This window comes from Streptomyces sp. NPDC033270 (assembly GCF_055576575.1).
On sequence record NZ_JBVIRA010000046.1, the window covers coordinates 1 to 26,036 of the forward strand.

Below are 26,036 nucleotides of genomic sequence, written 5' to 3' on the forward strand. Positions count from 1 at the left end.
TGGACGAGCGGCTCGGCAAGATCACGTTCTGGACGCTGTTCATCGGCTTCCACGGCACGTTCCTCGTCCAGCACTGGCTCGGCGCCGAGGGCATGCCGCGTCGTTACGCGGACTACCTCGCGGCCGACGGCTTCACGGCGCTGAACACCATCTCGACGATCAGCTCGTTCGTGCTGGGCCTGTCGATCCTGCCGTTCATGTACAACGTCTGGAAGACGGCGAAGTACGGCAAGAAGGTCGAGGTCGACGACCCGTGGGGCTACGGCCGTTCGCTGGAGTGGGCGACGTCCTGCCCGCCGCCGCGGCACAACTTCCTCACCCTGCCGCGCATTCGCTCCGAATCCCCGGCGTTCGACCTGCACCACCCGGAGATCGCGGCCCTCGACGCGCTGCACAACGGTCACGGCACTGAGGACGACAAGTCCCTCGCCGGCGGCAAGGAGGCGGGCAAGTGAAGATCCAGGGCAAGATGTTCATCTGGCTCTCCGTCTTCGTCCTGGCCATGGCGATCGTCTATGGCCTGTGGTCGAAGGAGCCGGCGGGCACCACCGCGCTGTTCCTCGCCTTCGGCCTGTGCATCATGGTCGGCTACTACCTGGCCTTCACGGCCCGGCGGGTCGACGCGGGTGCCCAGGACAACGAGAACGCCGAGGTCTCGGACGACGCCGGTGAGCTGGGCTTCTTCAGCCCGCACAGCTGGCAGCCGCTGTCCCTGGCCGTCGGTGGCGCCCTCGCCTTCCTGGGCGTCGTCTTCGGCTGGTGGCTGCTGTACTTCTCCCTGCCGGTGATCCTCGTCGGCCTCTTCGGCTGGGTCTTCGAGTACTACCACGGTGAGAACCGCACGCAGTAGGAGCACATCAGGCGGCGACAGCACCGCTGACACGCCGCAGAGCGGGCCCGGACACCTCAACAGGTGTCCGGGCCCGCCCCGTTTGGGCGGCAGGGACACACCCGTTTGCAGTCCTCCAGCGCGCTGAGACAGGTGATTCTTCATATTTTTGGGTCATGAGTCACAGACCTCGAACCCGGACGGTGCTGAGCTGCGGCCTCCTGCTCGTGCCCCTCGCGGTGAGCTCTGCCGCGTGCGGGGGCTCGGCGTCGGAAGCGCTCTCCGCCGATCCCTACGACGCGGGCGACCAGATCACCGCCAACACCCCGGACGGAAAGCGGCAAGCGGACCCCGACAAGCCGCTTGAGGTCTCCGTCACGGACGACGCGGCGCGGATCACGGACGTGACCGCCACCGATTCCACCGGCCGCTTCGTGCACGGCGAACTGAGCGCCGACGGCAGGCACTGGCGCACCACCGCGCCACTGGCCGCCGGAACCCGCTACACGGTGCGGGTCAGCACCGAGGAGGACGGCTCACCGGGCCGCAAGACGCTCGTGGTCAACACCAAGGACGCCAAGGGCCAGTTGACCGCGGTCTTCGGCCCGGAGAGCGGCGAGTACGGCGTCGGCCAGCCGATCACCGCCGAGCTGAGCAAGCCCGTCAAGGACCCCAAGGCGCGCGCCGTCGTCGAGAGCGCCCTGAAGGTCGACTCGATGCCGCGTGTCGAGGGCGCCTGGCACTGGGTGGACGACAAGAAGCTGCACTTTCGCCCGAAGGTGTACTGGCCCGCCCACGCCACCGTCTCGGTGCACAGCAACCTGGCCGGCCTGAAGATCGCCAAGGGGTTCTACGGAGGCGCCTCCAAGCCCGTCAGACTCACCACCGGCGACCGCTTGGAGGCCGTCACCGACGCGGCGGCGCACCAGATGACGGTGAAGCGCAACGGCGCGACGATCAACACCATCCCCGTCACCACCGGCAAGCCCGGATTCTCCACCCGCAACGGCGTCAAGGTCGTGCTGGGCAAGGAGAGCTTCGTACGGATGCGCAGCTCGACCGTCGGCATCGCCGCCGGGAGCTCGGAGGCCTACGACCTGCCGGTCTACTGGGCCACCCGGGTGACCTGGAGCGGCGAGTACGTCCACGCCGCACCCTGGTCCGTCGGATCGCAGGGCGCGGCCAACGTCAGCCACGGCTGCACGGGCATGTCCACCAGCAACGCCCAGTGGTTCTTCAACACCGTGCGGGTCGGCGACATCGTCAAGGTCGTCAACAGCGGCGGCGAGACCATGACGCCGTTCGACAACGGCTACGGCGACTGGAACCTGCCGTGGAACGAATGGCGCGCCGGCAGCGCCCTGAAGGGCAAGGGCACCACCACAGGAGCCGCCGAGCGCCAGCAGAACCCCAGCGACGACGCCCGGCTGCGCCCGAAGATCTAGCGGCCGTTCTGCGGCCCTGAGAGGCCGTCAGCCGGCCGCTGAGGCCTGCATGAGGTGCTTGCGCCGCAGCAGCCCGGCCAGGGCGTCGGCGAAGGCCACCGGATCGATCGGATGGGTCACCGCGGCGTCCGCCCGGCTCCAGGTGGCCAGCCAGGCGTCCTGCGGGCGGCCGATCAGCAGCAGCACCGGCGGGCACTGGAAGATCTCGTCCTTGATCTGCCGGCAGACGCCCATCCCGCCCGCGGGCGCGGTCTCGCCGTCCAGCACGCAGACGTCGATGCCGCCCTGCTCCAGGGCCTCCAGGACGGCCGGGGCGGTGGCGCACTCCAGGATCTCGATCTGCGGGGCATCGGCGGCGGGGCGCCGTCCGGCCGCCAGCCGGACCTGCTCGCGGGTGATGGCGTTGTCGCTGTAGACCAGCACCGTGGCAGTCGCCTGCATCGTTCCTCCACGCTCTTGGTAGCGGCACAGCATCGGGTGGCACTGTTGCGCCGGATGCTACTCCCGCAACGGGCGCCCGCAGGAGGGGTTGAACACATCCAAGATCTGCCCGACGGGCCGTCAGGACCGCCTTCCGGCGGCCCCGCCGACGGCCCGGCCCGCCGGCGCTTCCCCCCTTCGGGCGACCGCGGAATTGGGCCGTACGAGCAGGGCATACGTCCTTGACACACCGAACGGCACCCCCCGGAGTGAGGGCGGGATAAGCGACCGACATAATGTCGGTCGTGGCGACAGCAACGACAGTAGAAACCGGGCACGCGCACCCGTCGGTCAATCGGCCGAACCTCACCAGCGTCGGAACCATCATCTGGCTGAGTTCCGAGCTGATGTTCTTCGCGGCCCTCTTCGCGATGTACTTCACCCTCCGATCGGTGACCGGCGCCGAGTATTGGAAGGAATCCGCCGATGCGTTGAATCTTCCGTTCTCCGCGACCAACACCACGATCCTGGTGCTCAGCTCCCTGACCTGCCAGCTCGGCGTTTTCGCGGCCGAGCGCGGCGACGTCAAGAAGCTCCGGGCCTGGTTCGTGGTCACCTTCGTGATGGGTGCGATCTTCATCGGCGGTCAGGTCTTCGAGTACACCGACCTCGTCAAGGAAGAGGGCCTCTCGCTCTCGTCCGGCCCGTACGGCTCGGTGTTCTACCTGACCACCGGCTTCCACGGACTGCACGTGACGGGCGGCCTGATCGCCTTCCTGCTGGTCCTGGGCAGGACGTACGCGGCCAAGAGGTTCACCCACACGCAGGCCACCGCGGCCATCGTTGTGTCCTACTACTGGCACTTCGTCGATGTCGTCTGGATCGGCCTCTTCGCCACGATCTACCTGATCAAGTAGCCCCTGCCGGCTCCGCATCAGACAGACATATCCACAGCATCGACGCAGAAGATCCTGACACCGGGGTAATCCGTGAAAAAGCTCTCCGCACGACGGCGCCATCCGCTGGCGGCGCTCGTCGTCCTACTCCTCGCGCTGGCGGTCACCGGGGGGCTGTACGCCGCGTTCGCGCCGGCGGACAAGGCTCAGGCCGATGACACCGCCCAGTCCCTTGCCATCAAGGAGGGCAAGAAGCTCTACGCCGTGGGCTGTGCAAGCTGCCACGGCACCGGCGGTCAGGGCACCTCCGACGGCCCGAGCCTGGTCGGCGTCGGCGCCGCAGCCGTCGACTTCCAGGTCGGCACCGGCCGTATGCCGGCCCAGCAGCCCGGCGCCCAGGTGCCGCGGAAGAAGGCCATCTACAACGACGCCCAGCGTGAGGCCCTGGCGGCCTACGTCGCGTCGCTGGGTGCCGGTCCCGCCGTCCCGGAGAAGTCGCAGTACAGCCCCGATGGTGCCGACATCGGCAAGGGCGGCGAGCTGTTCCGCACCAACTGCGCGCAGTGCCACAACTTCACCGGCAAGGGCGGCGCCCTCACCAACGGCAAGTACGCACCGACGCTCGAAGGCGTGGACCCGAAGCACATCTACGAGGCCATGGAAACCGGCCCGCAGAACATGCCCTCCTTCGGTGACGGCTCGCTGAGCAAGCAGAACAAGAAGGACATCATCGCCTACCTCGACGCCGTCAACGGCGATGAATCCGAGAGCCCCGGCGGCCTGGACCTCGGCGGTCTCGGCCCGGTCAGCGAGGGTCTCTTCGGCTACATCTTCGGCCTGGGCGCGCTGGTAGTGGTCGCCATCTGGGTCGCAGCCCGGACTACGAAGGCCAAGAAGTCATGAGCGAGACTGGACGACACGCAGACGTGCCAGAAGAAATTCTTCCCAGTGAGCGGGAGACGGCTCACGAAGGCGCGGTGACGAAGGCGGACAACCCGTTCGCCGACCCGGGGCTGCCGCCCCACGAGCACCGTGCCCAGGACATCGACGAGCGGGCCGCCAGGCGCTCCGAGCGCACCGTCGCCCTGCTCTTCCTGGTGTCCATGATCGCCACGGTCGGCTTCATCGCCGCGTACGTGGCCGTCCCGATCGACAAGATCGTCTACATCTGGCCGATCGGCCACATCAGCGCACTGAACTTCGCGCTCGGTCTGACGCTCGGTGCGGCACTGTTCTGCATCGGCGCCGGCGCGGTCCACTGGGCCCGCACGCTGATGTCGGACGTGGAGGTCGCCGACGACCGCCACCCGATCGAGGCCACGCCCGAGGTCAAGGCCAAGGTCATGGCCGACTTCCAGGCCGGTGCCGAGGAGTCGGGCTTCGGCCGCCGCAAGCTGATCCGCAACACGATGTTCGGCGCGCTGGCCCTGGTGCCGCTCTCCGGCGTCGTCCTGCTGCGCGACCTCGGTCCGCTGCCCGGGACCAAGCTGCGCACCACGGGCTGGAAGAAGGGCGTCCGCCTGGTCAACCAGTCCACCAACCTCCCGCTGCGTCCTGAGGACATCGCGGTCGGGTCGCTGACCTTCGCCAAGCCCGAGGGCCTGGAGGAGGACGACCACGACTTCAACAACAAGATCGCCAAGGACGCCCTGATGCTCGTGCGGATCCAGCCGCAGAACATCAAGGACAAGCAGGAGCTCGCCTGGTCCCACGAGGGCATCGTGGCGTACTCGAAGATCTGCACCCACGTGGGTTGCCCGATCAGCCTGTACGAGCAGCAGACGCACCACGTGCTCTGCCCCTGCCACCAGTCGACCTTCGACCTCGCTGACGGTGGTCGGGTGATCTTCGGTCCCGCCGGACACGCCCTGCCGCAGCTGCACATCACGGAGAAGGACGGCTTCCTGGAGGCCGCGAGCGGCTTCGCGGAGCCCGTCGGCCCGAGCTTCTGGGAGCGCGGATGAGTAACGAACAAGGCGCGACCAACCCGCGCCGCGGCCAGGCGCCGCGGGGCGAGCGGATCGCCGACTGGGCGGACGGCCGGCTGGGCATCTACAGCCTCGCCAAGGCCAACATGCGCAAGATCTTCCCGGACCACTGGTCCTTCATGCTGGGCGAGGTCGCGCTCTACAGCTTCATCATCATCATCCTGACCGGTGTCTATCTGACGCTGTTCTTCCACCCGAGCATGGCCGAGGTCACCTACCACGGTTCCTATGTGCCCATGCAGGGAATCCGAATGACCCAGGCCTTCGAGTCGACGCTGGACATCAGCTTCGACGTCCGCGGTGGTCTGCTCATCCGCCAGATCCACCACTGGGCCGCGCTGGTCTTCCTGGCCGCGATGATGGTCCACATGATGCGGGTGTTCTTCACCGGCGCCTTCCGCAAGCCGCGCGAGGTCAACTGGCTGTTCGGCTTCCTGCTGTTCGTGCTGGGCATGTTCACCGGCTTCACCGGCTACTCGCTCCCCGACGACCTGCTCTCCGGTACCGGCGTGCGGTTCATCGAGGGCGTCATCCTGGCGATGCCGCTGGTCGGTTCGTACCTGCAGATGTTCATCTTCGGCGGCGAGTTCCCCGGGCACGACATCATCCCGAGGTTCTTCACGGTGCACGTGCTGCTGCTGCCGGGCATCATGCTCGGCCTGCTGGTGGCGCACCTGATCCTGGTCTTCTACCACAAGCACACGCAGTTCCCGGGTGCCGGCAAGACCAACAACAACGTCGTCGGCATGCCGCTGCTGCCGGTCTACATGGCCAAGGCCGGAGGCTTCTTCTTCCTGGTCTTCGGTGTGATCTCGGTGATCGCCGCGGTCGCCAGCATCAACCCCGTGTGGGCCATCGGACCGTACCGGCCCGACCAGGTCTCCACGGGCGCCCAGCCCGACTGGTACATGGGCTTCGCCGAGGGTCTGGTCCGCGTCATGCCGGGCTGGGAGTGGGACTTCTGGGGCCACACCGTCAACTTCGGCGTGCTGATCCCGATCCTGATCTTCCCGCTGGTCCTGGTCGCCATCGCGGTCTACCCGTTCGTCGAGTCCTGGGTACGCGGCGACAAGCGCGAGCACCACATCCTGGACCGCCCGCGCAACGTCCCGACCCGCACCGGCTTCGGTGTGGCCTGGCTGGTCGCGTACTTCGTGATGCTGATCGGTGGTGGCAACGACCTGTGGGCGACCCACTTCCACCTGTCGATCAACACCATCACCTGGTTCGTCCGGATCGCGTTCTTCGTCGGACCGGTGCTGGCCTTCATCGCCACCAAGCGGATCTGCCTGGGTCTGCAGCGGCGCGACAGGGACAAGGTGCTGCACGGCCGCGAGTCCGGCATCATCAAGCGCCTGCCGCACGGTGAGTTCATCGAGGTCCACGAGCCGCTCGACCAGGAGCAGCTGCACCTCCTGACGCAGCACGAGCAGCCCAAGCCGCTCGAACTGGGCCCGGAGGTCGACGAGAACGGCGTCAAGCGCAAGATCAAGCGCTCGCAGAAGCTGCGCGCCAAGCTCTCGAAGTCCTACTACGGCGAGGACAGCGTCATCGCCAAGCCCACGGTCGAGGAGTACCAGGAGATCACCAGCGGCCACGGCCACCACTGATCCCCTCGGCGCCTCGTAGCGCACCGTAGGCAGTACGCCACCCAGAGGGCCCCGTCCGGCGATCGGACGGGGCCCTCCGGCGTGCTCGCGGGTCGATAAGGTGACGTCATAAGCAGGAAACACACCAGGAGCGTGGACCATGAACGTTGTGACCCCGGCAGGCGGCGACAGCGTGGCGGCCCACACCTGGCCGGGCATCCTCAACGCCCTCCTCGACGGCCGTGACCTCAGCGCCGACGACACCGCCTGGGCGATGGACAAGATCATGCGGGGCGAGGCCGGCGACGCCCAGATCGCCGGCTTCGCGGTGGCGCTGCGGGCCAAGGGCGAGACCGTCGCCGAGATCTCCGGACTCGTGCGCACCATGTACGCGCACGCCCGACTGATCGAGGTCCCCGGCCCCAGCGTCGACATCGTCGGCACCGGCGGCGACGGCGCCAAGACCGTCAACATCTCCACGATGTCCTCGATCGTGGTGGCCGGCACCGGCGCGAAGGTCGTCAAGCACGGCAACCGCGCGGCGTCCTCGGCCAGCGGAGCCTCCGACGTGCTGGAGAAGCTCGGCGTCAATCTCGACCTCACCCCGCAGCGGGTCACCGAGGTCGCGCAGGAAGCGGGCATCACCTTCTGCTTCGCGGTGAAGTTCCACCCCGCGCTGCGGCACGTCGCCAACGCCCGGGGGCAGCTCGGCATCCGCACGACCTTCAACGTGCTGGGCCCGCTGACCAACCCCGCGAGGGTCCGCGCCCAGGCGACCGGCGTCGCCGACGCCCGGATGGCGCCGATCCTGGCCGGTGTGCTCGCCGAGCGCGGCTCCTCGGCGCTGGTCTTCCGCGGCGACGACGGCCTGGACGAGCTGACCACGACCGCGACCTCCCGAGTGTGGGTCGTGCGGGACGGCACGGTGCGCGAGGAGCGCTTCGACCCGCGGGACGTCGGCATCGACCTGGTCCCCGTCGAGGCCCTGCGCGGCGCGGACGCCTCCTACAACGCGGAGGTGGCCCGCCGGCTGCTGGACGGCGAGACCGGACCGGTACGCGACGCGGTCCTGCTGAACTCCGCGGCCGCGCTGGTCGCGCTGGAGCCGGGCGACGCCCCCCTGGCGGAGCAGATCCGCGCGGGCATCGAGAAGGCCGCCGCCTCGATCGACTCCGGCGCCGCCCGGCGGGCGCTGGAGCGGTGGGTGGCTGCAAGCAACGCATGAGCGGCAGGTGACGCAGAGTGTGACGCAGGCCCCAGTCCGTCATACGGACCGGGGCTTGCGCGTTGTTGATCGTGTGGCAAGATGCTGCGCAGGTCACGAGTGACAGCGACACAGGCCCCGGCCCGCTGTCCGGCAACCCTCCGTCCGTGGCGGGGTGCCCCGGGTGATGACCAGGCCGCAGGCAGCGAGGTCTGCGGCAAGCGCGGATCCCTCGCCAGGGATCCTGGTCCTCGAGGGAGAACTTCCGTGAACCAGCGAATGCGATAGGGCCCGACGGCCCCTTTTCCGCAGCCCTTTTCCCTTCACGCTGCGGCGCCCCGCAGTGCGCTGTGCCGCACCCTGACGCGCCCGCCCGCAGCGAATTCGCTTGTCTCTCACGGGAGTTCGCCATGTCTGTTTCCGCCGTTGCCGCCGACAGTTCCGTTTGTGCCCCGCTGCCGGTTCTGGGGCGCGATGTCCTGGTCCCGCTCGTGACCGGTGGCGAGGTCGACTACGCCGCGCTCGACTACGCCGCCAGCGCACCGGCGCTCCAGCGGGTCTGGGACGACGTGGCCGCCTACGCCCCGTACTACGGCAGCGTGCACCGCGGCGCCGGATACCTCTCCCAGCTCTCCACCGACCTCTTCGAGAACAGCCGCCGGACCATCGCCGAGTTCCTCGGCTGCCGAGCCGACGACCAGGTGGTCTTCACCCGCGCCACCACCGACTCGCTGAACCTCCTCGCCTCCGTACTCCCGCCCGACACCCGGGTGTTCGTCTTCGAGACCGAGCACCACGCCTCGCTGCTGCCCTGGGAGCAGCGCGCGGACGTCACGGTGACGTACCTCAACGCGCCGCGCACCCCGCAGCAGGCGGTGGACACCCTGGAGAAGGCGCTCGCCGAGCGCGAGCCCTACGGGCCGGCGCTGGTGTGCGTGACCGGTGCGTCCAATGTGACCGGTGAGCTGTGGCCGGTGCGGGAGCTGGCGGCCGCGGCCCACGCCCACGGCGCGCGGATCGTGCTGGACGCCGCCCAGCTCGCCCCGCACCACCCCCTCGACATCGCCGAACTGGACGTCGACTGGGTCGCCTTCTCCGGCCACAAGCTGTACGCGCCGTTCGGCGCCGGGGTGCTGGCCGGCCGCGCGGACTGGCTGCGGGACGGCGAGCCGTACCTGGCCGGCGGCGGCGCCAGCCGCAGGGTCTCCCGGCGCACCGACGGCGGCGTGGACGTCGAGTGGCACACCACCGCCGCCCGGCACGAGGCCGGCTCGCCGAACGTCATCGGCGCCTACGCGATCGCCTCCGCCTGCCAGGCGCTCACCGAAGCCGGCTTCGACACCCTGGTCGCCCGCGAGCAGGCGCTGATCGCCCGGGTACGGGAGGGCCTGGCCGAGGTGCCCGAGGTCAAGGTGCTCTCCCTCTTCGGCGACGACGCACCCAGGGTGGGCGTGCTCTCGTTCGTCGTCGACGGCTGGAACAGCTCGCACTTCGCCGCCGCGCTGTCGGCCGAGTACGGCATCGGCGTACGCGACGGCCTGTTCTGCGCGCACCCGCTCGTACGGACCCTGCTGGGCAGCGAACCGCAGGATCCCGGCGAGTGCGGCGCCCCCGAGGCGGCCCCCGGCGAGCGCGCCCTGAACGCCATCCGCGTCAGCTTCGGCGCCGGCACCCCCGACGAGCACGTCGACCGCTTCGTCGGCGCGGTGAAGGAACTCGTCGCGGACGGCGCACGGTGGAACTACCGCACGGAGGACGGCCGTTGCGTACCCGCGTCTCTTTGACGCGGGGAGTCATCCCACGTTTTCGGCTGCGGCGCCGTGCTGGTTTCGCGCCGTTGCGCCTGCGGCGGGCGGTTGTTTGTCGGCTGCGGTGACAGCCCTACGGACTCCGTCCTACGGTCTGTCCCCTCCCGTGGGTGGGTGGAAGACAGGCCCGGTGGGGGCGGGCCCTATCCGTCGACTGCGCGCGCACGACGTTGTACGTACACCCCCACCGGTCTCCTCTCCTCCCACTCACGGGAGGGGGCGGACCGCAGGACGGAGTCCGGAGGGGCGCACCCGCTGCCGAAAACGCCCCGCGCAGCGGCAACCAGCCCGCCGCAGGCGCCACGGCGAGAAAGCCAGACAAGTCGGCCGCAGCAAAGCGCAGCGAAGGGGCCGCAGGCGCAACGGCGACAAACCAACACGGCGGGAAAGCCGAAAGCGTGGGGAAAAAATCGGGCTAGGCGTCCAGCCCGATTGCGAAAGCCGCCTCCAGGTCGTGCTGGGAGTACGTGCGGAAGGCGATGTGCGTCTCGGTGGAGGCGACGCCGGGGACCTTGCTGATCCGGCCGGGGATGACGTCCGCCAGGTCGTCGTGGGCGGCGACCCGGACCATGGCGATGAGGTCGTGGGCGCCGGTGACGGAGTAGACCTCGCTGACGCCGTCCAGTGCGGCGATCTTCTGGGCGATCTCGGGGATCTGGTCCACGCTGGTCTTGATGAGCACGATCGACGTGATCACGGCTGGCTCTCTCCCTCGGTCGCCGGGTCATTCGCCCTGGTGGCCCCCACACTATCCCTCCGGTAGCGGGCCCAGGCGTACAGAAAGCCGAGCGTGAAGCCGACGACGTGTGCGAGGTAGGCGACGCCGGGCCCGTGGGGGTCGTCCTGGGCGGCCTGCCACTGGAGGAAGAACCAGAACAGCAGCACGATCCAGGCGGGGAAGCGCAGCGGGAGGAAGAAGAGGAACGGGAAGACGCTGGTGACGCGGGCCTTGGGGAAGAGGTAGAGGAAGGCGCCCAGGACGCCGGCGATCGAGCCCGAGGCGCCCACCAGCGTCTGGCCGGAGGAGGCGTGCGCGGCCGCGTAGCCGAGCAGCGCCAGGTAGCCGATGATGAGGTAGAAGGCGGCGAACGGCAGCCGGCCCATCCGCGCCTCGGCCATCCCGCCGAAGACGTACAGAAACAGTATGTTGCCGAGCAGATGCAGCCAGCTGCCGTGCACGAACAGCGCGGTGAGCGGAGTGATCAGCGCCCGCAGCGAACCGCTCCAGAGCTCCAGCGGGATCACACCCCACCGCTCGAAGTACGCGGTCTGTGCCTTCAGCAGGGCGTCGCCGGTGCCGTACATCCGGTTCAGGGTGCAGACGGGGCCGGCCACGAAGACCACGCAGCACAGGCCGATCAGCACATTCGTCAGCCGCGAGAACACCGCGGTCAGGGACCGGGTGGGGTGCGGCGGGCGGGGCAGGAGGCCGGATGGGCGGGGCGAATCGGCGCGCGCGGAGCGCGGAGTACGGGGTGAACGGGGAGGGGGAGCCGGCGCCGTCATGAAGTGATCATGGCGTAATGCGGGCAATCGGGACAGAGTGCCTCGCCGCGTCCCGGCTCCTGGGCGGGGCCCGCACCGGCCCCCCATCAGGCCGTAGGGTTGCAGGCAGTACCTTGCGTACTTCCGCAGTCCGACGGCGCACCGCGTGAACGGCGCAGCAGCATGAGATCGACGAGCATGAAAGAGGACGACACGATGTCTGTTCCCCTGCCGACGGCCGAAACCCGGTGGCGCTGCACGCTGTGCGGCAACCTCACCCGTTTCGATGTGACCCGTCAGGCCAAGGTCGTGGAGTACGTCCACCTGGACCTGGCCGGGGAGCCGAAGGTGGAGGAGCGCGAGGTCCTCAGTGAGAGCATCGAGTCCGTGCGCTGCCGCTGGTGCAACGCGGTCGACCAGATCGAACTGGTGGACCGTCCGGGCGCGAGCGCCTGAGATCGGAGCGATGCAGCCGTGGTGGACCGTCCAGAAGGGGAGCCGGGGGCCGAGCGTGCCGACGCACCAGCGGGTGCGGCGGACGAGGTGCTCGACCGTCCGCTGCCCGAGGGCGTACGGCGCCGGGTCGTGGCGCTCACCGCGGAGTCCTTCGGCGCGCTGACCGTCGCCGAACTCCCGGGCCCGCTGCGGCAGTACGCCCGGTTCACCCCGACCCGCCGGGCCAAGTTCGCCGGGAACGCGATGGCCGCGGCGCTGGAGGGCGACGCGGTCTTCCGCCAGCGGATCGCCGGCAAGCTGCGCGAGGCCCAGCCGGAGCTCGCCGAGGCGTTGGAGCACGGCACCCCGCCCGCCGCCGCCGATCCGCTCGATGTCGCCGCGGCCGCCTATGTGCTGCGGCCCGACGGCTGGGTCAAGCTCGTCGCGGCGGCCGGTGAGGAGGCGCAGCGGGCGCGCGCCGAGCGGGCCGGCGAGGAGGCCGAACGGGAGCTGGCCAGGCTGCGCGCGGAGCTGGCGCAGGCGCGCGACGAGGCGCGGACGGACACCGAGCGGATCCGGGTGGACCTGGAGGCCGCCCGCAAGGAGAACGAGACGCTGCGCCGCAAGCTGCGCAGCGCGCTGAGCGACGTCAAGCGCGGTGAGGCCGCGGTGCGCAAGGCCGAGGCCGAGCTGGCCGACGTACGGGACCGGGCGGCCACGGAGAAGAACGCCGCGGACAGCGAGGTGCGCCGGCTGAAGGCCCGGATCGCCGAGGCGGAGGCGTCGCTGGAGACCAGCCGGCGAGCCGTCCGCGAGGGGCGCAGCGTCGAGGACATGCGGCTGCGGCTGCTGCTGGACACCGTTTTGGACGCCGCCCAGGGGCTGCGCCGCGAGCTGGCGCTGCCGCCCGCCAACGTCCATCCGGCCGACACCGTCGAGGCGGTCGCGCCGGGCCGGATGACGCCCAAGGACATCGCGACGCGTGCGCTGTCGGAGACGGACCCGGCGCTGCTCGACCAGCTACTGGCGCTGCCCCAGGCACATTTGGTGGTGGATGGCTACAACGTCACCAAAACCGGCTATCCGACCATGCCGCTCGACAAGCAGCGGCTGCGCCTCCTGGGCGGGCTCGCGGTGCTGGCGGCGCAGACCGGCGCCGAGATGACCTGCGTCTTCGACGGTGCGGAACTGGCGGCGCCGGTGCTGCTCGCGCCGCCGCGCGGCGTGCGGGTCCTGTTCAGCAAACCGGGCGTAACGGCCGATGAGTTGATTCGTCAACTCGTACGTGCCGAACCACCCGGCCGCCCGGTCGTCGTGGTCTCCACGGACCGGGAAGTGGCCGACGGTGTGGCCAAGGCCGGGGCGCGGCCGGTCGCATCGGCCCTGTTGCTCAAGCGGCTTGCCCGTACCTGACGGGCGAGATTCGGACTTCCGGACCGCGGAAGAAATCGCTCGACATCCGTCTCTCAGTGTCAATTGGCGCTCACTGCCTGTGTGATGTTGGTAAAGGATGGGGTTTGTGGCGCAGATTTTTCCTATGAGGATTTGAAGCGATCACAGCTCGGTTACTAAGGTCGGGCGCGAACCTTCATACAGGTGATCATCCAACCGGGATGAACAGTGAAGGTACCGCCGAGTCCGCGGCGTTCACGCGGAGCCGGGGTCTTTGCCCCCCACTTCCCGGTAGGCGGCTGGAGGAAGAAGGAGCTCGCCCCCGTGGCGTCCCACCGTCGACCCAAGCAGCCGAGCCGTACCCGCGTGACCGTGCTCACCGCCACCGCCGCGGCGGCCGTGGCCCTTTCGTCCCAGGCCGCCCAGGCCGCCCCCTCGCCGTCGAAGAAGGACGTCAAGTCCGAGGTCGACAAGCTCTACGAGCAGGCCGAGCAGGCCACCGAGAAGTACAACGGGGTCAAGGAGCAGCAGGACAAGCTCCAGAAGGAGGTCGACGACCTCCAGGACAAGGTCGCGCGCGGGCAGGGTGACCTCAACCAGCTCCGCAAGGGCCTCGGCGCGGTCGCCTCCGGCCAGTACCGCAGTGGCTCCATCGACCCCTCGGTGCAGCTGTTCCTCTCCGGCGACCCGGACACCTACCTCGAAAAGGCCGCCACCCTCGACCAGTTGAGCGGCAAGCAGGCCGAGCAGCTCAAGACCATCGCGGACAAGCAGCGCCGGCTCGCCCAGGAGCGCGCGGAGGCCGCGAGCAAGATCCAGGACCTCTCCGAGACCCGTAAGGCGCTCGGCGAGAAGAAGGACGAGATCAAGGGCAAGCTCGGCAAGGCGCAGCAGCTGCTCAACACCCTGACGGCCAAGGAGCGGGCGGCCATGGAGGCCGAGCAGGCCCGCGCCGACCGCAGCAACGAGCGCGCCGACCTCGGCGACGACGTGCCCGCCTCGCAGCGCGGCGCGGCCGCCCTGGCCGCCGCGCAGTCCAAGATAGGTTCGCCCTATGTCTGGGGTGCCACGGGCCCGTCGTCCTTCGACTGCTCGGGCCTGACCTCCTGGGCGTACCAGCAGGCCGGCCAGTCGCTGCCGCGCACCTCGCAGGCGCAGGCCAACGCCGGTACCCGGATCGGCTCGCAGGACGCCCTCAAGCCCGGCGACCTGGTGCTCTTCTACGACGACCTGCACCACATCGGCCTCTACGCGGGCAACGGCACGGTGCTGCACGCCCCGAAGCCGGGTGCCTCCGTGCGCTACGAGTCGATCAACAACATGCCGTTCATGTTCGGCGTGCGGGTCTGACAGGACTTCCTTCCCACCGCCTCAACCTGCCGCCCGAACGGGCGAATTGCGGCCTTCGCCGCTGGCCTCCCGCCCCGCCGGTGACCTGCACAGTCACCGGCGGGGCGGCTTTTTGCGCACCGAATGGGGTTTTTGGCCGGTGTGCACCGGCGCGGTTACTGTCTGCCCTCGCAACATCCGGTCACCGCGCGCCCTCCCGGGCGGCAGGGGATTCCCCCACGCTCTCGGCCGGCCCCCCAGGCTCTCGGCTCCGCTCAAGCAGGGGAGAGCCGTACGAGCAGGCGGGACCCCCATCGGAAGGAGTGTGGCTCTCGTGGCGTCCCACCGCCGTCCCGCACAGCACGGCCAGGGCACCCTCGCCGGGGTCACCCTGCTGTCCGCCGCGCTGGCGACCGCGGCCGCCGGACTGTCGGCACCGCCGGCGTCCGCCTCCCCCACGGACCCCGCCGGCCGCGACGCGGCGCTGGCGCGGGTCCGGAGCCTCTACGAGCAGGCGGAGCGGGCCACCGAGAAGTTCAACGGCGCCGACGCCCGCACCAGGAAGCTGCGCGACGAGGCGACCACCCTCCAGGACCGCACCGCCCGCGCCCAGCAGCGGGTCAACCGCATGCGCGGCCTGATCGGGGCGCTGGCCGCCGCCCAGTACCGGGCCGGCGGTCTCGACCCCGCCCTGAAACTGATGCTCTCCGAACGGCCCGACAGCTACCTGGAGAAGGCCTCCGCACTCCACCGGCTCGGCGCCGTCCAGGCCACCCAGCTGCGTGAACTGCGGGCGGCGCAGCACACCCTGGAAATCCAGCGCCGGGACACCGCGGGGAAGCTGGCCGAGCTGGAGTCCAGCCGCCGGCAGGTCGCCCGCCACAAGAAGAACGTCCAGCGCAAGCTGGCCATCGCCCAGCGGCTGCTGAACGCGCTCCCCATGGAGACCAGACAGGCCTACGACCGGATCTCCAGGAGCGACGGGCGGGGCGAGATGATCCCCGACCTCGGCGGCGCCGTAGCGGCCTCCGGGCGGGCCGCCGCCGCCGTCGACGCGGTGCGCGCCGCCGTGGGCTCCCCGTACGCCTGGGGAAGCAACGGCCCCGGCGCCTTCGACTGCTCCGGACTCACCCAATGGGCCTACAGCTGGGCCGGCGTCTGGCTGCCCCGTACCTCACAGGGCCAGCGCGGCGCCGGCCGGCAGGTTCCGCTCGGCCAGGTGCAGCCCGGCGACCTGGTCATCTACCGCTCGGATGCCAGTCATGTCGGCATGTACGTCGGAAACGGCCAGGTCGTGCACGCGCCCCATCCCGGCGCGCGGGTGCGCTACGACCCGGTCGGGATGATGCCGATCTCGTCCGTCACCAGGCCCTGAGCGGGCGCCCCAGCGTTTTTGCCCCGGGCGGGCCGGAATTACGATCGGCCGCATGTCACACCAGCGGGCGAGACGGCCGTCGCGGGCCGGGGCGGCGGGCTGTGCCGTCGCGACCGGCCTCGCGCTGCTCGCACCCCTGGCCGGCTGCGCGCCCAGGACCTCCTCCTCGGCCCGTTTCCCGGACGTCCAGCGGATGCTCGACGACCGGGCGCGGGCCGTCCAGAAGCGGGACGAGGCGGGCTTCCTGGCCGCCGTCGACCCCCGTGCCCCCGGCTACCGCGCCCGCCAGCGCGCCGTGTTCGCCCACCTGTCGGGCATACCGCTGACCGGCTGGCGCTACGACCTCGACTCCACCGACGCCTTCCCCCTCACCGGCCCCGGCGGCGGCGAACGGCTGGCCGCGAAGGTCCGGCTGCGCTACCGCCTCAAGGGCTACGACACCGCGCCGGTCAACGCCGTGCAGTACCTCACCCTGACCGAGCGCGACGGGCGCTGGCTGATCTCCTCGGACACCGACGGCGCGGCGGCCGGCAAGAGCGGCACCCGCCAGCTGTGGGACCAGGGTCCGGTACGGGTGGTCCACGGCCGGCACAGCCTGGTCCTCGGCGCTGCCGCCCACCTCGACCGCCTCAAGGACCTGGCGCGCCGCGCGGACCAGGCGGTGCCCGCGGTCTCCGCGGCCTGGAAGGGCAAGTGGGCGCGGAAGGTCGTGGTGGAGGCGCCGGACTCGGTCGAGGAGATGGCGCAGCTGATGGGCAGCGACGACCCCTCCGGCTACCGGGGGATCGCGGCGGTCACCACCGGTGAGGCGGGCGTCACCACGGCCGCCCCGGCGGATCGCGTGATCATCAACCCCGACGCCTACGAGGAGCTCAACGACCTGGGCCGCAAGGTGGTCCTCACCCACGAGACCACCCATGTCGCCACCCGTACGGTCACCACCGCGGCCACCCCCCTGTGGCTCTCCGAGGGCTTCGCCGACTGGGTCGCCTACCGCGGCACGCACCGCAAGGCCGCCACCACCGCCCCCGAGCTCACCCGCGCGGTCCACAGCGGCAAGCTCCCCGCCAAGCTGCCCACCGACGCGGACTTCGGCTTCAGCGCCGGCGCCGACCGGCTGGCGAAGGCGTACGAGGGCAGCTGGCTGGCCTGCCGCATGATCGCCGAGAGGTGGGGCGAGGCGAAGCTGCTCGCCTTCTACCGGGCGGCGGGCCGCAGCGGGCTGCGTACGGCGGTGACCGGGGGCGCGCCGATGGAAGCGGCCACGGTGGCACCGAGCGGCGCCCGCCCGGCGTCGCCGGCCGCCGGTTCCGGCTACCGCCCGCTGACCCGCGCCGACCGCACCGACCGCGCCATGCGGGCCCAGCTGGGCGTCGGCCTCGCGGAGTTCACCGCACAGTGGCGGGCGTATGTGCGTAAGCAGCTGCGCTGAGCGGCTCCGTACCGTCCACGGGGCCGCGGGTGGCGGCCCACAGCCGCCGGCAGGCGAGCAGCGACGCGGCGACCAGCAGCCCGTTGCGCAGGGCCAGCAGGGCGACGCCCCGCGGATCGCTCGCCACGACGTGCGCGAACCCGAGGGGGAACTCCAGCAGGGTGACCCCGGTGGCGAGCACCACCAGCACCGCCGGCAGCACCTGCCGGCTCGCCCGTACGGTCGTGCACACCGCTGCCAGCCCCACCAGCCAGAGCATGTACTGCGGGCTGATCACCCGGCTCGTGGTCGTCAGCAGCAGGGTGGCGGTGAAGGCCGCGTCGCACAGCGTCGCGCGGGTCGGCGGCCCGGCCCGCAACCGCCACAGCACCAGCCAGCCCACAGCGGCCCCGCTCAGCGCCAGCGCCAGGGAGCTGACCAGCTCCACACCGGGCCCCAGGAACTCCACCGAGCCGTAGTTGAGCAGCACCTGCCCGTCCCACCCGTAATGGCGCGCGACATGGAAGACCAGCCCGCCGAGCGACTCGATCTCCGTGCCGCGGTCGCGCTGGAACGTGAGGAAGGCCAGCGCGCCCGGCGCGGCGGCCACACAGCACAGGGTCAGCCCGGCCGCGGTGGCGCCCGCGCTCCGCCACAGGGCGCCCGCCCGGCGGCCGCGCAGCGCCACCCCGGCCAGCAGCAGCGCCGGCCAGGCCTTCAGCAGGGTGCCGAACGCGATCAGCGCGCCCGCCACCCGCGGCCGGCGCACCGCCGCGAAGAGCGCCGCGACGGCCACCACGGTGACCATCAGGTCGTAGCGGGCGTACGCCGTCGGGCCCAGCAGCGCCACACCCACGATCCACACCCAGGCCCCGGCCGGCCGGTTGCCGGCCCGCCGGCCCGCACGCAGGAACAGCGCGAGTCCCGCCGCGTCGGCGACGAGCACCAGGGCGAAGAACGCCGGGGCGTAGTCGAGGAACGGCAGCAGACCGGGGGCGAGCACGGCGAGGGCGGCCGCCGGCGGGTACTGCCAGGTCACATCGTCCAGCGGGTACGTACCGGTCTTCAGGACCTCGTACCAGCCCTGGTAGATCACCGAGACATCGGTGGTGACGTCCGGCCCCGGCAGCACCACCACCCTCAGCACACACAGCAGCACCACGGCCCGCGTCACGGCCCAGCAAACGACCGGAAGCCACCCTCCACGCACTCCGCCACCGCCGGTCATCGCCACCTCTTCGCCGCCCCTTCCCGCTGCTCCCCGCATCATGCCCGGCGCGAGCGGCCGTGGTGGCACGGCGGGCACCGGCGTGGCGGGGCGGCCCGCCCCCGGCGGCGCGGTGCCCGGTACTGTCGGGCCCGAACCGCCGAGAGCGACCGCTCGGAACCGACCGTCGAGAGACCATCGTGCACAAGACCCTGATCGTCACGAACGACTTCCCGCCCCGGCCCGGCGGCATCCAGGCCTTCCTGCACAGCATGGCGCTGCGCCTGGACCCCTCCCAGGTCGTCGTCTACGCCTCCACCTGGAAGCGCAGCAAGGAGGGTCTCGCGGCCACCGCCGCCTTCGACGCCGAGCAGCCGTTCCCGGTGATCAGGGACCGTACGACGATGCTGCTGCCCACGCCCCGGGTGACCCGGCGCGCGACCTCGCTCCTGCGCGAACACGGCTGCTCCTCCGTCTGGTTCGGCGCCGCCGCCCCCCTCGGCCTGATGGCGCCGGCGCTCCGCTCGGCCGGCGCCCGCCGCATCGTGGCGACCACCCACGGCCACGAGGCGGGCTGGGCGCAGCTGCCCGCCGCCCGCCAACTGCTGCGCCGGATCGGTGAGGGCACCGACACCCTCACCTACCTCGGCGAGTACACCCGCTCGCGGATCGCCGCCGCGCTCACCCCGCAGGCCGCCGCGCGCATGGTCCAACTCCCGCCCGGCGTCGACGAGAAGACCTTCCACCCCGGCTCCGGCGGCGACGCCGTACGGGCCCGGCTCGGCCTCACCGGCCGCCCGGTCGTGGTGTGCGTCTCGCGCCTCGTCCCGCGCAAGGGCCAGGACACCCTGATCGAGGCGATGCCCGCCATCGTCGCCGCGGTGCCCGACGCGGTGCTGCTGATCGTCGGCGGCGGCCCGTACGAGAAGGAACTGCGCGCCCTGGCCCAGGAGAAGGGCGTGGCGGACGCGGTGCGCTTCACCGGAGCGGTCCCCTGGGAGGAGCTGCCGGCCCACTTCGGCGCCGGCGACGTCTTCGCGATGCCGTGCCGGACCCGCCGCGGCGGCCTCGACGTCGAGGGCCTGGGCATCGTCTACCTGGAGGCGTCCGCCACGGGGCTCCCGGTGGTCGCGGGGGACTCCGGCGGCGCCCCCGACGCCGTCCTCGACGGCGAGACCGGCTGGGTCGTCCCCGGCGGCGCCCCCACCCCCGCCGCCGACCGCATCATCACCCTCCTGAAGGACCCCGAACTGCGCCGCACGATGGGCGAACGGGGCCGCGCCTGGGTGGCCGAGAGGTGGCGCTGGGACCTTCTGGCGGAGCAGCTCAGAGAGTTGCTGTAGCTGCGCTTGGCTGGCTTACCACGTTTTTGGCTTTCCCGCCGTGGTGGTTGTTCGCCGTTGCGCCTGCGGCCTCTCCGCTGCGCTTTGCTGCGGCTGACTTGTCTGGCTTTCTCGCCGTGGCGCCTGCGGCGGGCTGGTTGCCGCTGCGCGGGGCGTTTACGGCAGCGGGTGCGCCCCTCCGGACTCCGTCCTGCGGTCCGCCCCCTCCCGTGGGTGGGGGGGAGGAGACCGGTGGGGGTGGACGTCGGCGTTCGTGTGCCGGTAGTCGGCGGATCAGGTGTGCCCCACCGGCCTGTTTTCCCACCCACTCACGGGAGGGGACAGACCGTAGGACGGAGTCCGTAGGGCTGTCACCGCAGCCGACAAACAACCGCCCGCCGCAGGCGCAACGGCGCGAAACCAGCACGGCGCCGCAGCCGAAAACGTGGGAGGCGGGCAAAGCGCAGCGAAAGGCCCTACCCCCGGTAAATCGCCTCGATCTCCTCCGCGAAGTCCTTCGCCACCACATTCCGCTTCAGCTTCAGCGACGGGGTGACATGGCCGGACTCCTCGGTGAACTGGGTCGGCAGGATGCGGAACTTGCGCACCGACTCGGCCTTGGAGACGGCCGCGTTGCCGTCGTCGACGGCGCGCTGGACGGCGGCCAGCAGCTCGGGGTCCTCGGCGATCTGCGACGGCGTGATGTCGGCGGGGTGGCCGTGCTCCTCGGCCCAGCGGGGGAGGAACTCCTCGTCGAGGGTGACCAGCGCGCCGATGAAGGGCCGGCCGTCGCCGACGACCATGCACTCCGCGATCAGGGCGTGGGCCCGGATACGGTCCTCGATCACGGCCGGGGCGACGTTCTTGCCGCCGGCGGTGACCAGTATTTCCTTCTTGCGGCCGGTGATGGCGAGGTAGCCGTCCTCGTCGAGGGTGCCGATGTCGCCGGTGTGGAACCAGCCGTCGGAGAGCGCCTCTTCGGTGGCCGAGGGGTTGTTCCAGTACTCGGTGAAGAGGTGTTCGCCGTGCAGCAGGACCTCGCCGTCGTCGGCGATGCGCACGACCGAGCCGGGCAGGGGCTGCCCGACGGTGCCGATCTTCTGGCGGTCCCAGGGGTTGAAGGCGGTGGCCGCACAGGACTCCGTCAGGCCGTAGCCCTCCAGGGCGGTGAAGCCGATGCCGCGGTAGAAGTGGCCGAGGCGCTCACCGAGCGGTGCGCCGCCGGAGATGGCGTGCGTGGCGCGGCCGCCGAGGACGGCCCGCAGCTTGCCGAAGACCAGCCGGTCGAAGACCTTGTACTTCAGCTTCAGGCCCAGCGCCGGGCCGTCGGGGGTGTCCAGGGCGCGGCTGTAGGCGATCGCCGTCTCCGCGGCCTTGTCGAAGATCTTGCCCTTGCCGTCGGCCTGCGCCTTGGCCCGCGCCGAGTTGTAGACCTTCTCGAAGACCCGCGGGACGCCCAGGATCAGCGTCGGCCGGAAGGAGGCCAGGTCGTCGGTGAGGTTCTTGATGTCGGGGGCGTGGCCCAGCTTGATGGGGGCCATCACGGAGGCGACCTGCACCAGGCGCCCGAAGACATGGGCGATGGGCAGGAAGAGCAGGACGGAGGAGTGGCCGGTGTTGAACAGCGGCCGCAACCGCTCGACGACGTTGCCGCACTCGGCGAAGAAGCTGCGGTGGCTGAGCACACAGCCCTTGGGGCGGCCGGTGGTGCCGGAGGTGTAGACGATGGTGGCGGGCGAGTCCGCGTCGGCGAGGGCGCTGCGCGCGTCCACCTCGTCGTCGGACAGGCCGGAACCGGCGGCCTGCAGCCGGGCGATGGCGTCCCGCTCGATCTGCCAGATGTTCGCCAGCTCGGGCAGCCGGTCGCGGACCGACTCGACGGTCGCCTCGTGGGCGGGCGTCTCCACCAGGCAGGCCACCGCGCCGGAGTCGCCGAGGATCCACTGGATCTGCTCGGCGGAGCTCGTCTCGTACACGGGGACGGTGATCGCGCCGGCGCTCCAGATGGCGAAGTCCAGCAGCGTCCACTCGTAGCGGGTGCGCGACATCAGACCGACCCGGTCGCCGGGCTGGACACCGGAGGCGATCAGGCCCTTGGCGGCGGCGCGGACCTCGGCGAGGAAGGTGACGGCGGTGACGTCCTGCCACTGCCCGTTCACCTTGCGTCCCATGACGGCAACGTCCGGGTGCTGCGCGGCATTTCGGCGGATGAGATCCGTCAGGTTGCCGTCCGCGGGGACCTCGTACAGGGCCGGAAGGCTGAACTCGCGCAAGACTGTTGCTCCTCAAAAGCGCCGGCGCCACGACGCTGTGTGCACACCGGCGGCGGTCCATGATCAAGCAAGGGGGATTGGACTGCCCGGACGTTACCCATGGGTATTGCTTTTGGGATAGGGGGGAACGGCCAGATGTTTCATGCGTCACACGCTTGCGGAAACGCCATGGGGACTATCCCGCGCAGACTAGACCAGCCGGTCGGTGACCCGAAAGTAACCACTAATCGGGCGCAGCGCACGGGGGGCTCTCCCGGAGCCCGCACCCGCGATCTAGGGTGACGCCATGCGCGTGCATGTGGTCAGTGACGTACATGGCAACAGCCGGGACCTGGCGGCGGCCGGGACCGGCGCCGACGCCCTGGTCTGCCTCGGTGACCTGGTCCTCTTCCTCGACTACGCCGACCACTCGCGCGGCATCTTCCCCGACCTCTTCGGCGCCGCCAACGCCAGCGCGCTCGTCGAACTGCGCACCGCCCGCCGCTTCGACGAGGCCCGCGCACTGGGCCGCCGGCTGTGGAGCGAGCTGGACCGGACGGGCGGCGGCCGCGAGGCCGTCATCGAGACCGCGGTCCGCCGGCAGTACGCCGAACTCTTCGCGGCCTTCCCGACCCCCACGTACGCCACCTACGGCAACGTCGACATGCCGCGCCTGTGGCCCGAATACGCCGGGCCCGGCACCACCGTCCTGGACGGGCAGCGAGTGGAGATCGGCGGCCGGGTCTTCGGCTTCGTCGGCGGCGGGCTGACCACCCCCATGCGGACGCCCTACGAGATCAGCGACGAGGAGTACGCCGCCAAGATCGAGGCGGTCGGCGAGGTGGACGTGCTGTGCACCCACATCCCGCCGGACGTCCCCGAACTCTGCTACGACACCGTCGCCCGCCGCTTCGAGCGCGGCAGCGCGGCCCTGCTGCACGCCATCCGCGCCACCCGGCCGCGGTACTCACTCTTCGGCCACGTACACCAGCCGCTCGCCCGCCGGATCCGTATCGGGGGCACCGAATGCGTCAATGTCGGCCACTTCAACGCGACCGGAACGCCCTACGTCCTGGAGTGGTGAGCCCGGCGGCGTCCGCCGCCCATCCCCCGCGCGGTAGCCTTCAGCAGCAGAGACGCCATATTGCGGACACCGCGAAATGGAGTCTCCCCCGCTCGAACGAAGCTGAGAGCCCGGGGAAAACGTCGGCGGACCGGCACGAATCGGCATGGAGGAGTCACGGCGATGGCCGAACACACCAGCTCTAGCATCACGATCGAGGCGGCACCCGCCGAGGTGATGGGAGTGATCGCCGACTTTGACCGCTATCCGGAGTGGACCGGCGAGGTCCAGAAGGCGGAGGTGCTCGCCAAGGACGACCAGGGCCGCGCGGCGCAGGTGCGCCTCCTGCTGGACGCCGGAGCGATCAAGGACGACCACACCCTCGCCTACACCTGGACCGGCGCCGACGAGGTCAGCTGGTCCCTGGTCAAGTCCCAGATGCTGCGCGCCCTCGACGGCTCCTACCGTCTCGCGTCACTGAACGACGGCAAGAGCACCGAGGTGACCTACCAGCTCACCGTCGACGTCAAGATCCCGATGCTCGGCATGATCAAGCGCAAGGCCGAGAAGGTCATCATCGACCGCGCGCTGGCCGGGCTGAAGAAGCGCGTCGAGAGCGGCCCCGACGCCGGGCCCGCCGACCAGGCCGAGGCCGCCGACGAGGCCAAGAAGCTCTGAGCGTGCGCATCGTCCTCGTCACCGGCCCCGGCGGCGCCGGCCGCACCACGCTCGCCGCCGCGACCGCCCTGGCCGGCGCCCGGCGGGGCGCGCGGGCACTGCTGCTCACCACGGAGAGCAGCGCGCCGGAAACGGTGCTGGGCACCCCCCTCGGAGCCGACGCCCCCACCCCGATAGCGCCCGGCCTGCACGCCCGCCGGATCGACCCCGCGGACCGCTTCCGCCAGGAGTTCCTCGCCTTCCAGGAGCGCGCCGGCGTCGCCCTCGACCTCCTGGGTGCCGCCCCCCTCGACGAGGACGAACTCACCGAACTCCCCGGCGCCGAGGACTTCGCGCTGCTGCACGCACTGCGCGCCGAACACGCCTCGGACGACTGGGACCTCGTCGTCGTCGACATGCCCTCGGCCGCCGAAACGATCCGGCTGCTGGCCCTGCCGAACCAGGTACGCCGCTACCTGCGCCGGCTGCTGCCCCCCGAGCGCCAGGCGGCCCGCGCGCTGCGCCCGGTACTCGCCCAGCTCGCCGGCGTCCCGATGCCGGCCCAGAAGCTGTACGAGGCCGCCGAGCGCTGGGAGAACGAACTCGCCGCCGTCCAGCGGGCGATCGACGACCCCGGCACGTCCGTACGCCTGGTCACCGAGGCCGGCCCGGTCGCCGCGGCCAACCTGCGCACCATCCGCGCCGGACTCGCGCTGCACGGCCGGCGCACCGACGGCGTGGTCGTCAACCGGCTGCTGCCCACCGGCTCCGCCGACCCCTTCCTCGCCGCGCTCTCCGGCAGCCAGCAGACCGCCCTCAAGGCGCTGCGCGAGGAGTTCCCGGACGTGCCCGTCCTTGAGGTGGCGCACCTGGGCCGCGACCCCCAGGGTGTCGAGGAGCTCGACGAGCTGATCGACGGGCCGGCCGGCGAACTCGGCGCCGCCCACCCCGGGCCGGAGCCGCGCACCGACCCGTGGACCGTCGACGACCGCCTGGCCACCGACGGCATCCTGGTCTGGCGGGTCCCGCTGCCCGGCGCCGAGCGCAGGGGACTGGGCCTGGTCCGCCGCGGCGACGAGATCGTGGTGACGGTCGGCCGCTTCCGCCGGATCCGTACGCTCCCCTCCGCGCTGCGCCGCTGCACAGTCTCGGGCGCCGGACTGCGCGACGGCGTCCTGGAGATCCGCTTCAGCCCCGATCCGGACCTGTGGCCCAAGAACGACTGAAGCGCGGGGCGGCGGGCCGGCGCCTCGTCCGGTCCGACCCGGGCGACATGCCCCACCCGGATACCGCCGTTCGGGTAACGTCGAGGGTGAGCCGCCGCTTCGGCGTGCCCGCCTCGACGCGCCGTGTCCCGACGGGCCCGCCCGCACCCCTTCGCCGTACGCCTCGCCGCAGCAGTCCACGGAGTTCAACATGAGCGATGCCACCGAGCGCCCCGCCGACCGCAAGGCCGAGCCCGACACCGACGCCTGGGAGACCGCCTGCGCCGAGGACCTCGCGGCCGAGCAGGCCCGTCGCCGGGCCGCCTACGGCCCGCCGCCGGCCGGCGCCGCCGAGGAACTGCGCAAGCTCGCCGACGCGGTGACCGAGAAGCTCGCCGGCATCCAGCTGCCCGGCGCGCTCGGCGGGATCGCCGCACAGAGCGCCGTCAGCCAGCTCTTCAAGCAGGCCAAGGCCGCCGTCGAGCCGGTCATCGAGCGCAACCCCGACATTTTCGACCACCTCGCCGCGGCCGGCTCCGAACTGCTCGCCGCCTACCGCTCCGCCGTCGAGGGCAGCGAGCGCCGCTGGACCCGCGACGACGCCGACGACCGGCCCGAGGGCCGCCGCGGCGACGACCCGCGCGACGACGACGGCCCCACCGGCACCGAGCGAATCGATCTCGACTGATCCCGGCTCCGGTACGGTGGGTCCTGGCGGGGTTCG

Annotated in this window: 24 protein-coding genes and 1 riboswitch; of the genes, 19 read left to right on the top strand and 5 right to left on the bottom strand. The window is 71.1% G+C overall.

Annotation, left to right across the window (positions count from 1 at the left end):
• The 3 genes from ACZ5XZ_RS37430 to ACZ5XZ_RS37440 all read left to right on the top strand — a co-directional run.
• The coding region (locus ACZ5XZ_RS37430) for a cbb3-type cytochrome c oxidase subunit I (RefSeq protein ID WP_468986668.1) at positions 1-455 on the top strand (455 nt) is incomplete at its 5' end.
• Positions 452-850: a cytochrome c oxidase subunit 4 gene (locus ACZ5XZ_RS37435; RefSeq protein WP_384441080.1), complete on the top strand. Its 399-nt coding sequence runs from the start codon at positions 452-454 to the stop codon at positions 848-850. The genes ACZ5XZ_RS37430 and ACZ5XZ_RS37435, both read left to right, overlap by 4 nt.
• Positions 851-1,005: 155 nt before the next feature.
• Complete coding sequence (locus tag ACZ5XZ_RS37440) at positions 1,006-2,274, top strand: L,D-transpeptidase (protein WP_468986670.1); 1,269 nt, start codon at positions 1,006-1,008, stop codon at positions 2,272-2,274.
• Between the two features lie 27 nt (positions 2,275-2,301).
• On the opposite strand, the gene ACZ5XZ_RS37445 is transcribed toward ACZ5XZ_RS37440, so the two are convergent.
• The gene (locus tag ACZ5XZ_RS37445) at positions 2,302-2,715 is read right to left on the bottom strand and encodes a response regulator transcription factor (protein WP_468986673.1); all 414 of its coding nucleotides are present in this window, start codon (positions 2,713-2,715) and stop codon (positions 2,302-2,304) included.
• 275 nt (positions 2,716-2,990) lie between these two features.
• Here ACZ5XZ_RS37445 and ctaE point away from each other — a divergent pair, with 275 nt between their 5' ends.
• The 6 genes from ctaE (at position 2,991) to ACZ5XZ_RS37475 (ending at position 10,155) form a co-directional block, all read left to right on the top strand.
• Complete coding sequence (gene ctaE / locus ACZ5XZ_RS37450; protein ID WP_468986674.1) at positions 2,991-3,611, top strand: aa3-type cytochrome oxidase subunit III; 621 nt, start codon at positions 2,991-2,993, stop codon at positions 3,609-3,611.
• Positions 3,612-3,683: 72 nt separating this feature from the next.
• Positions 3,684-4,493, top strand: coding sequence for a cytochrome bc1 complex diheme cytochrome c subunit (qcrC, locus tag ACZ5XZ_RS37455; protein ID WP_468986676.1), 810 nt, complete (start codon positions 3,684-3,686; stop codon positions 4,491-4,493).
• Positions 4,490-5,554, top strand: a complete 1,065-nt coding sequence (gene qcrA, locus ACZ5XZ_RS37460) for a cytochrome bc1 complex Rieske iron-sulfur subunit (protein ID WP_468986679.1) — start codon at positions 4,490-4,492, stop codon at positions 5,552-5,554. Before qcrC ends, qcrA begins: the two co-directional genes overlap by 4 nt.
• Positions 5,551-7,188 carry a cytochrome bc1 complex cytochrome b subunit gene (gene qcrB, locus ACZ5XZ_RS37465; RefSeq protein ID WP_384441096.1) on the top strand — a complete coding sequence of 546 codons (1,638 nt, stop codon included), beginning with the start codon at positions 5,551-5,553 and terminating at the stop codon, positions 7,186-7,188. Before qcrA ends, qcrB begins: the two co-directional genes overlap by 4 nt.
• A gap of 139 nt (positions 7,189-7,327) precedes the next feature.
• Positions 7,328-8,392: an anthranilate phosphoribosyltransferase gene (trpD, locus tag ACZ5XZ_RS37470; protein ID WP_468986682.1), complete on the top strand. Its 1,065-nt coding sequence runs from the start codon at positions 7,328-7,330 to the stop codon at positions 8,390-8,392.
• A gap of 91 nt (positions 8,393-8,483) precedes the next feature.
• Positions 8,484-8,601, top strand: a riboswitch (SAM riboswitch).
• 180 nt (positions 8,602-8,781) lie between these two features.
• Positions 8,782-10,155, top strand: a complete 1,374-nt coding sequence (locus tag ACZ5XZ_RS37475) for an aminotransferase class V-fold PLP-dependent enzyme (RefSeq protein ID WP_468986684.1) — start codon at positions 8,782-8,784, stop codon at positions 10,153-10,155.
• A gap of 439 nt (positions 10,156-10,594) precedes the next feature.
• On the opposite strand, the gene ACZ5XZ_RS37480 is transcribed toward ACZ5XZ_RS37475, so the two are convergent.
• Together ACZ5XZ_RS37480 and ACZ5XZ_RS37485 are read right to left on the bottom strand one after the other, a co-directional pair.
• Positions 10,595-10,876 (bottom strand): Lrp/AsnC ligand binding domain-containing protein, encoded by a 282-nt coding sequence (locus ACZ5XZ_RS37480; protein WP_384441103.1) that lies wholly within the window; start codon positions 10,874-10,876, stop codon positions 10,595-10,597.
• Positions 10,873-11,553, bottom strand: coding sequence for a rhomboid family intramembrane serine protease (locus tag ACZ5XZ_RS37485; protein ID WP_468986725.1), 681 nt, complete (start codon positions 11,551-11,553; stop codon positions 10,873-10,875). The genes ACZ5XZ_RS37480 and ACZ5XZ_RS37485 overlap by 4 nt, the downstream gene beginning before the upstream one ends.
• 327 nt (positions 11,554-11,880) lie before the next feature.
• Here ACZ5XZ_RS37485 and ACZ5XZ_RS37490 point away from each other — a divergent pair, with 327 nt between their 5' ends.
• The 5 genes from ACZ5XZ_RS37490 (at position 11,881) to ACZ5XZ_RS37510 (ending at position 17,627) form a co-directional block, all read left to right on the top strand.
• A complete protein-coding gene (locus ACZ5XZ_RS37490; protein WP_384441105.1) occupies positions 11,881-12,120 on the top strand; it encodes a hypothetical protein in 240 nt (79 codons plus the stop codon).
• Between the two features lie 18 nt (positions 12,121-12,138).
• Positions 12,139-13,512, top strand: coding sequence for an NYN domain-containing protein (locus tag ACZ5XZ_RS37495; RefSeq protein WP_468986687.1), 1,374 nt, complete (start codon positions 12,139-12,141; stop codon positions 13,510-13,512).
• Between the two features lie 303 nt (positions 13,513-13,815).
• Positions 13,816-14,841 (top strand): C40 family peptidase, encoded by a 1,026-nt coding sequence (locus ACZ5XZ_RS37500; RefSeq protein ID WP_468986689.1) that lies wholly within the window; start codon positions 13,816-13,818, stop codon positions 14,839-14,841.
• Between the two features lie 313 nt (positions 14,842-15,154).
• Complete coding sequence (locus ACZ5XZ_RS37505; protein WP_468986691.1) at positions 15,155-16,195, top strand: C40 family peptidase; 1,041 nt, start codon at positions 15,155-15,157, stop codon at positions 16,193-16,195.
• Positions 16,196-16,247: 52 nt separating this feature from the next.
• On the top strand, positions 16,248-17,627 hold the full coding sequence (locus tag ACZ5XZ_RS37510) for a hypothetical protein (RefSeq protein WP_468986692.1): 1,380 nt from the start codon (positions 16,248-16,250) through the stop codon (positions 17,625-17,627).
• Here ACZ5XZ_RS37510 and ACZ5XZ_RS37515 read toward each other — a convergent pair.
• The gene (locus ACZ5XZ_RS37515) at positions 17,584-18,834 is read right to left on the bottom strand and encodes a glycosyltransferase 87 family protein (RefSeq protein WP_468986728.1); all 1,251 of its coding nucleotides are present in this window, start codon (positions 18,832-18,834) and stop codon (positions 17,584-17,586) included. The two genes, ACZ5XZ_RS37510 and ACZ5XZ_RS37515, sit on opposite strands and share 44 nt — an antisense overlap.
• Before the next feature lie 179 nt (positions 18,835-19,013).
• Here ACZ5XZ_RS37515 and ACZ5XZ_RS37520 point away from each other — a divergent pair, with 179 nt between their 5' ends.
• Positions 19,014-20,156 carry a glycosyltransferase family 4 protein gene (locus ACZ5XZ_RS37520; protein WP_468986694.1) on the top strand — a complete coding sequence of 381 codons (1,143 nt, stop codon included), beginning with the start codon at positions 19,014-19,016 and terminating at the stop codon, positions 20,154-20,156.
• A 455-nt stretch (positions 20,157-20,611) separates the two neighbouring features.
• On the opposite strand, the gene ACZ5XZ_RS37525 is transcribed toward ACZ5XZ_RS37520, so the two are convergent.
• The gene (locus ACZ5XZ_RS37525; RefSeq protein WP_468986697.1) at positions 20,612-22,408 is read right to left on the bottom strand and encodes an AMP-dependent synthetase/ligase; all 1,797 of its coding nucleotides are present in this window, start codon (positions 22,406-22,408) and stop codon (positions 20,612-20,614) included.
• 286 nt (positions 22,409-22,694) lie between these two features.
• Between ACZ5XZ_RS37525 and ACZ5XZ_RS37530 the strand changes: the two genes are divergently transcribed.
• The 4 genes from ACZ5XZ_RS37530 to ACZ5XZ_RS37545 all read left to right on the top strand — a co-directional run bounded on the left by ACZ5XZ_RS37530 (position 22,695) and on the right by ACZ5XZ_RS37545 (position 26,000).
• Positions 22,695-23,471 carry a metallophosphoesterase family protein gene (locus ACZ5XZ_RS37530; RefSeq protein WP_468986698.1) on the top strand — a complete coding sequence of 259 codons (777 nt, stop codon included), beginning with the start codon at positions 22,695-22,697 and terminating at the stop codon, positions 23,469-23,471.
• Positions 23,472-23,633: 162 nt separating this feature from the next.
• Positions 23,634-24,128, top strand: coding sequence for an SRPBCC family protein (locus ACZ5XZ_RS37535; RefSeq protein ID WP_468986700.1), 495 nt, complete (start codon positions 23,634-23,636; stop codon positions 24,126-24,128).
• 2 nt (positions 24,129-24,130) lie between these two features.
• Positions 24,131-25,333: an ArsA family ATPase gene (locus tag ACZ5XZ_RS37540; RefSeq protein WP_468986702.1), complete on the top strand. Its 1,203-nt coding sequence runs from the start codon at positions 24,131-24,133 to the stop codon at positions 25,331-25,333.
• 190 nt (positions 25,334-25,523) lie between these two features.
• Positions 25,524-26,000 (top strand): DUF5304 domain-containing protein, encoded by a 477-nt coding sequence (locus ACZ5XZ_RS37545; RefSeq protein ID WP_468986704.1) that lies wholly within the window; start codon positions 25,524-25,526, stop codon positions 25,998-26,000.
• Positions 26,001-26,036: the final 36 nt, after the last annotated feature.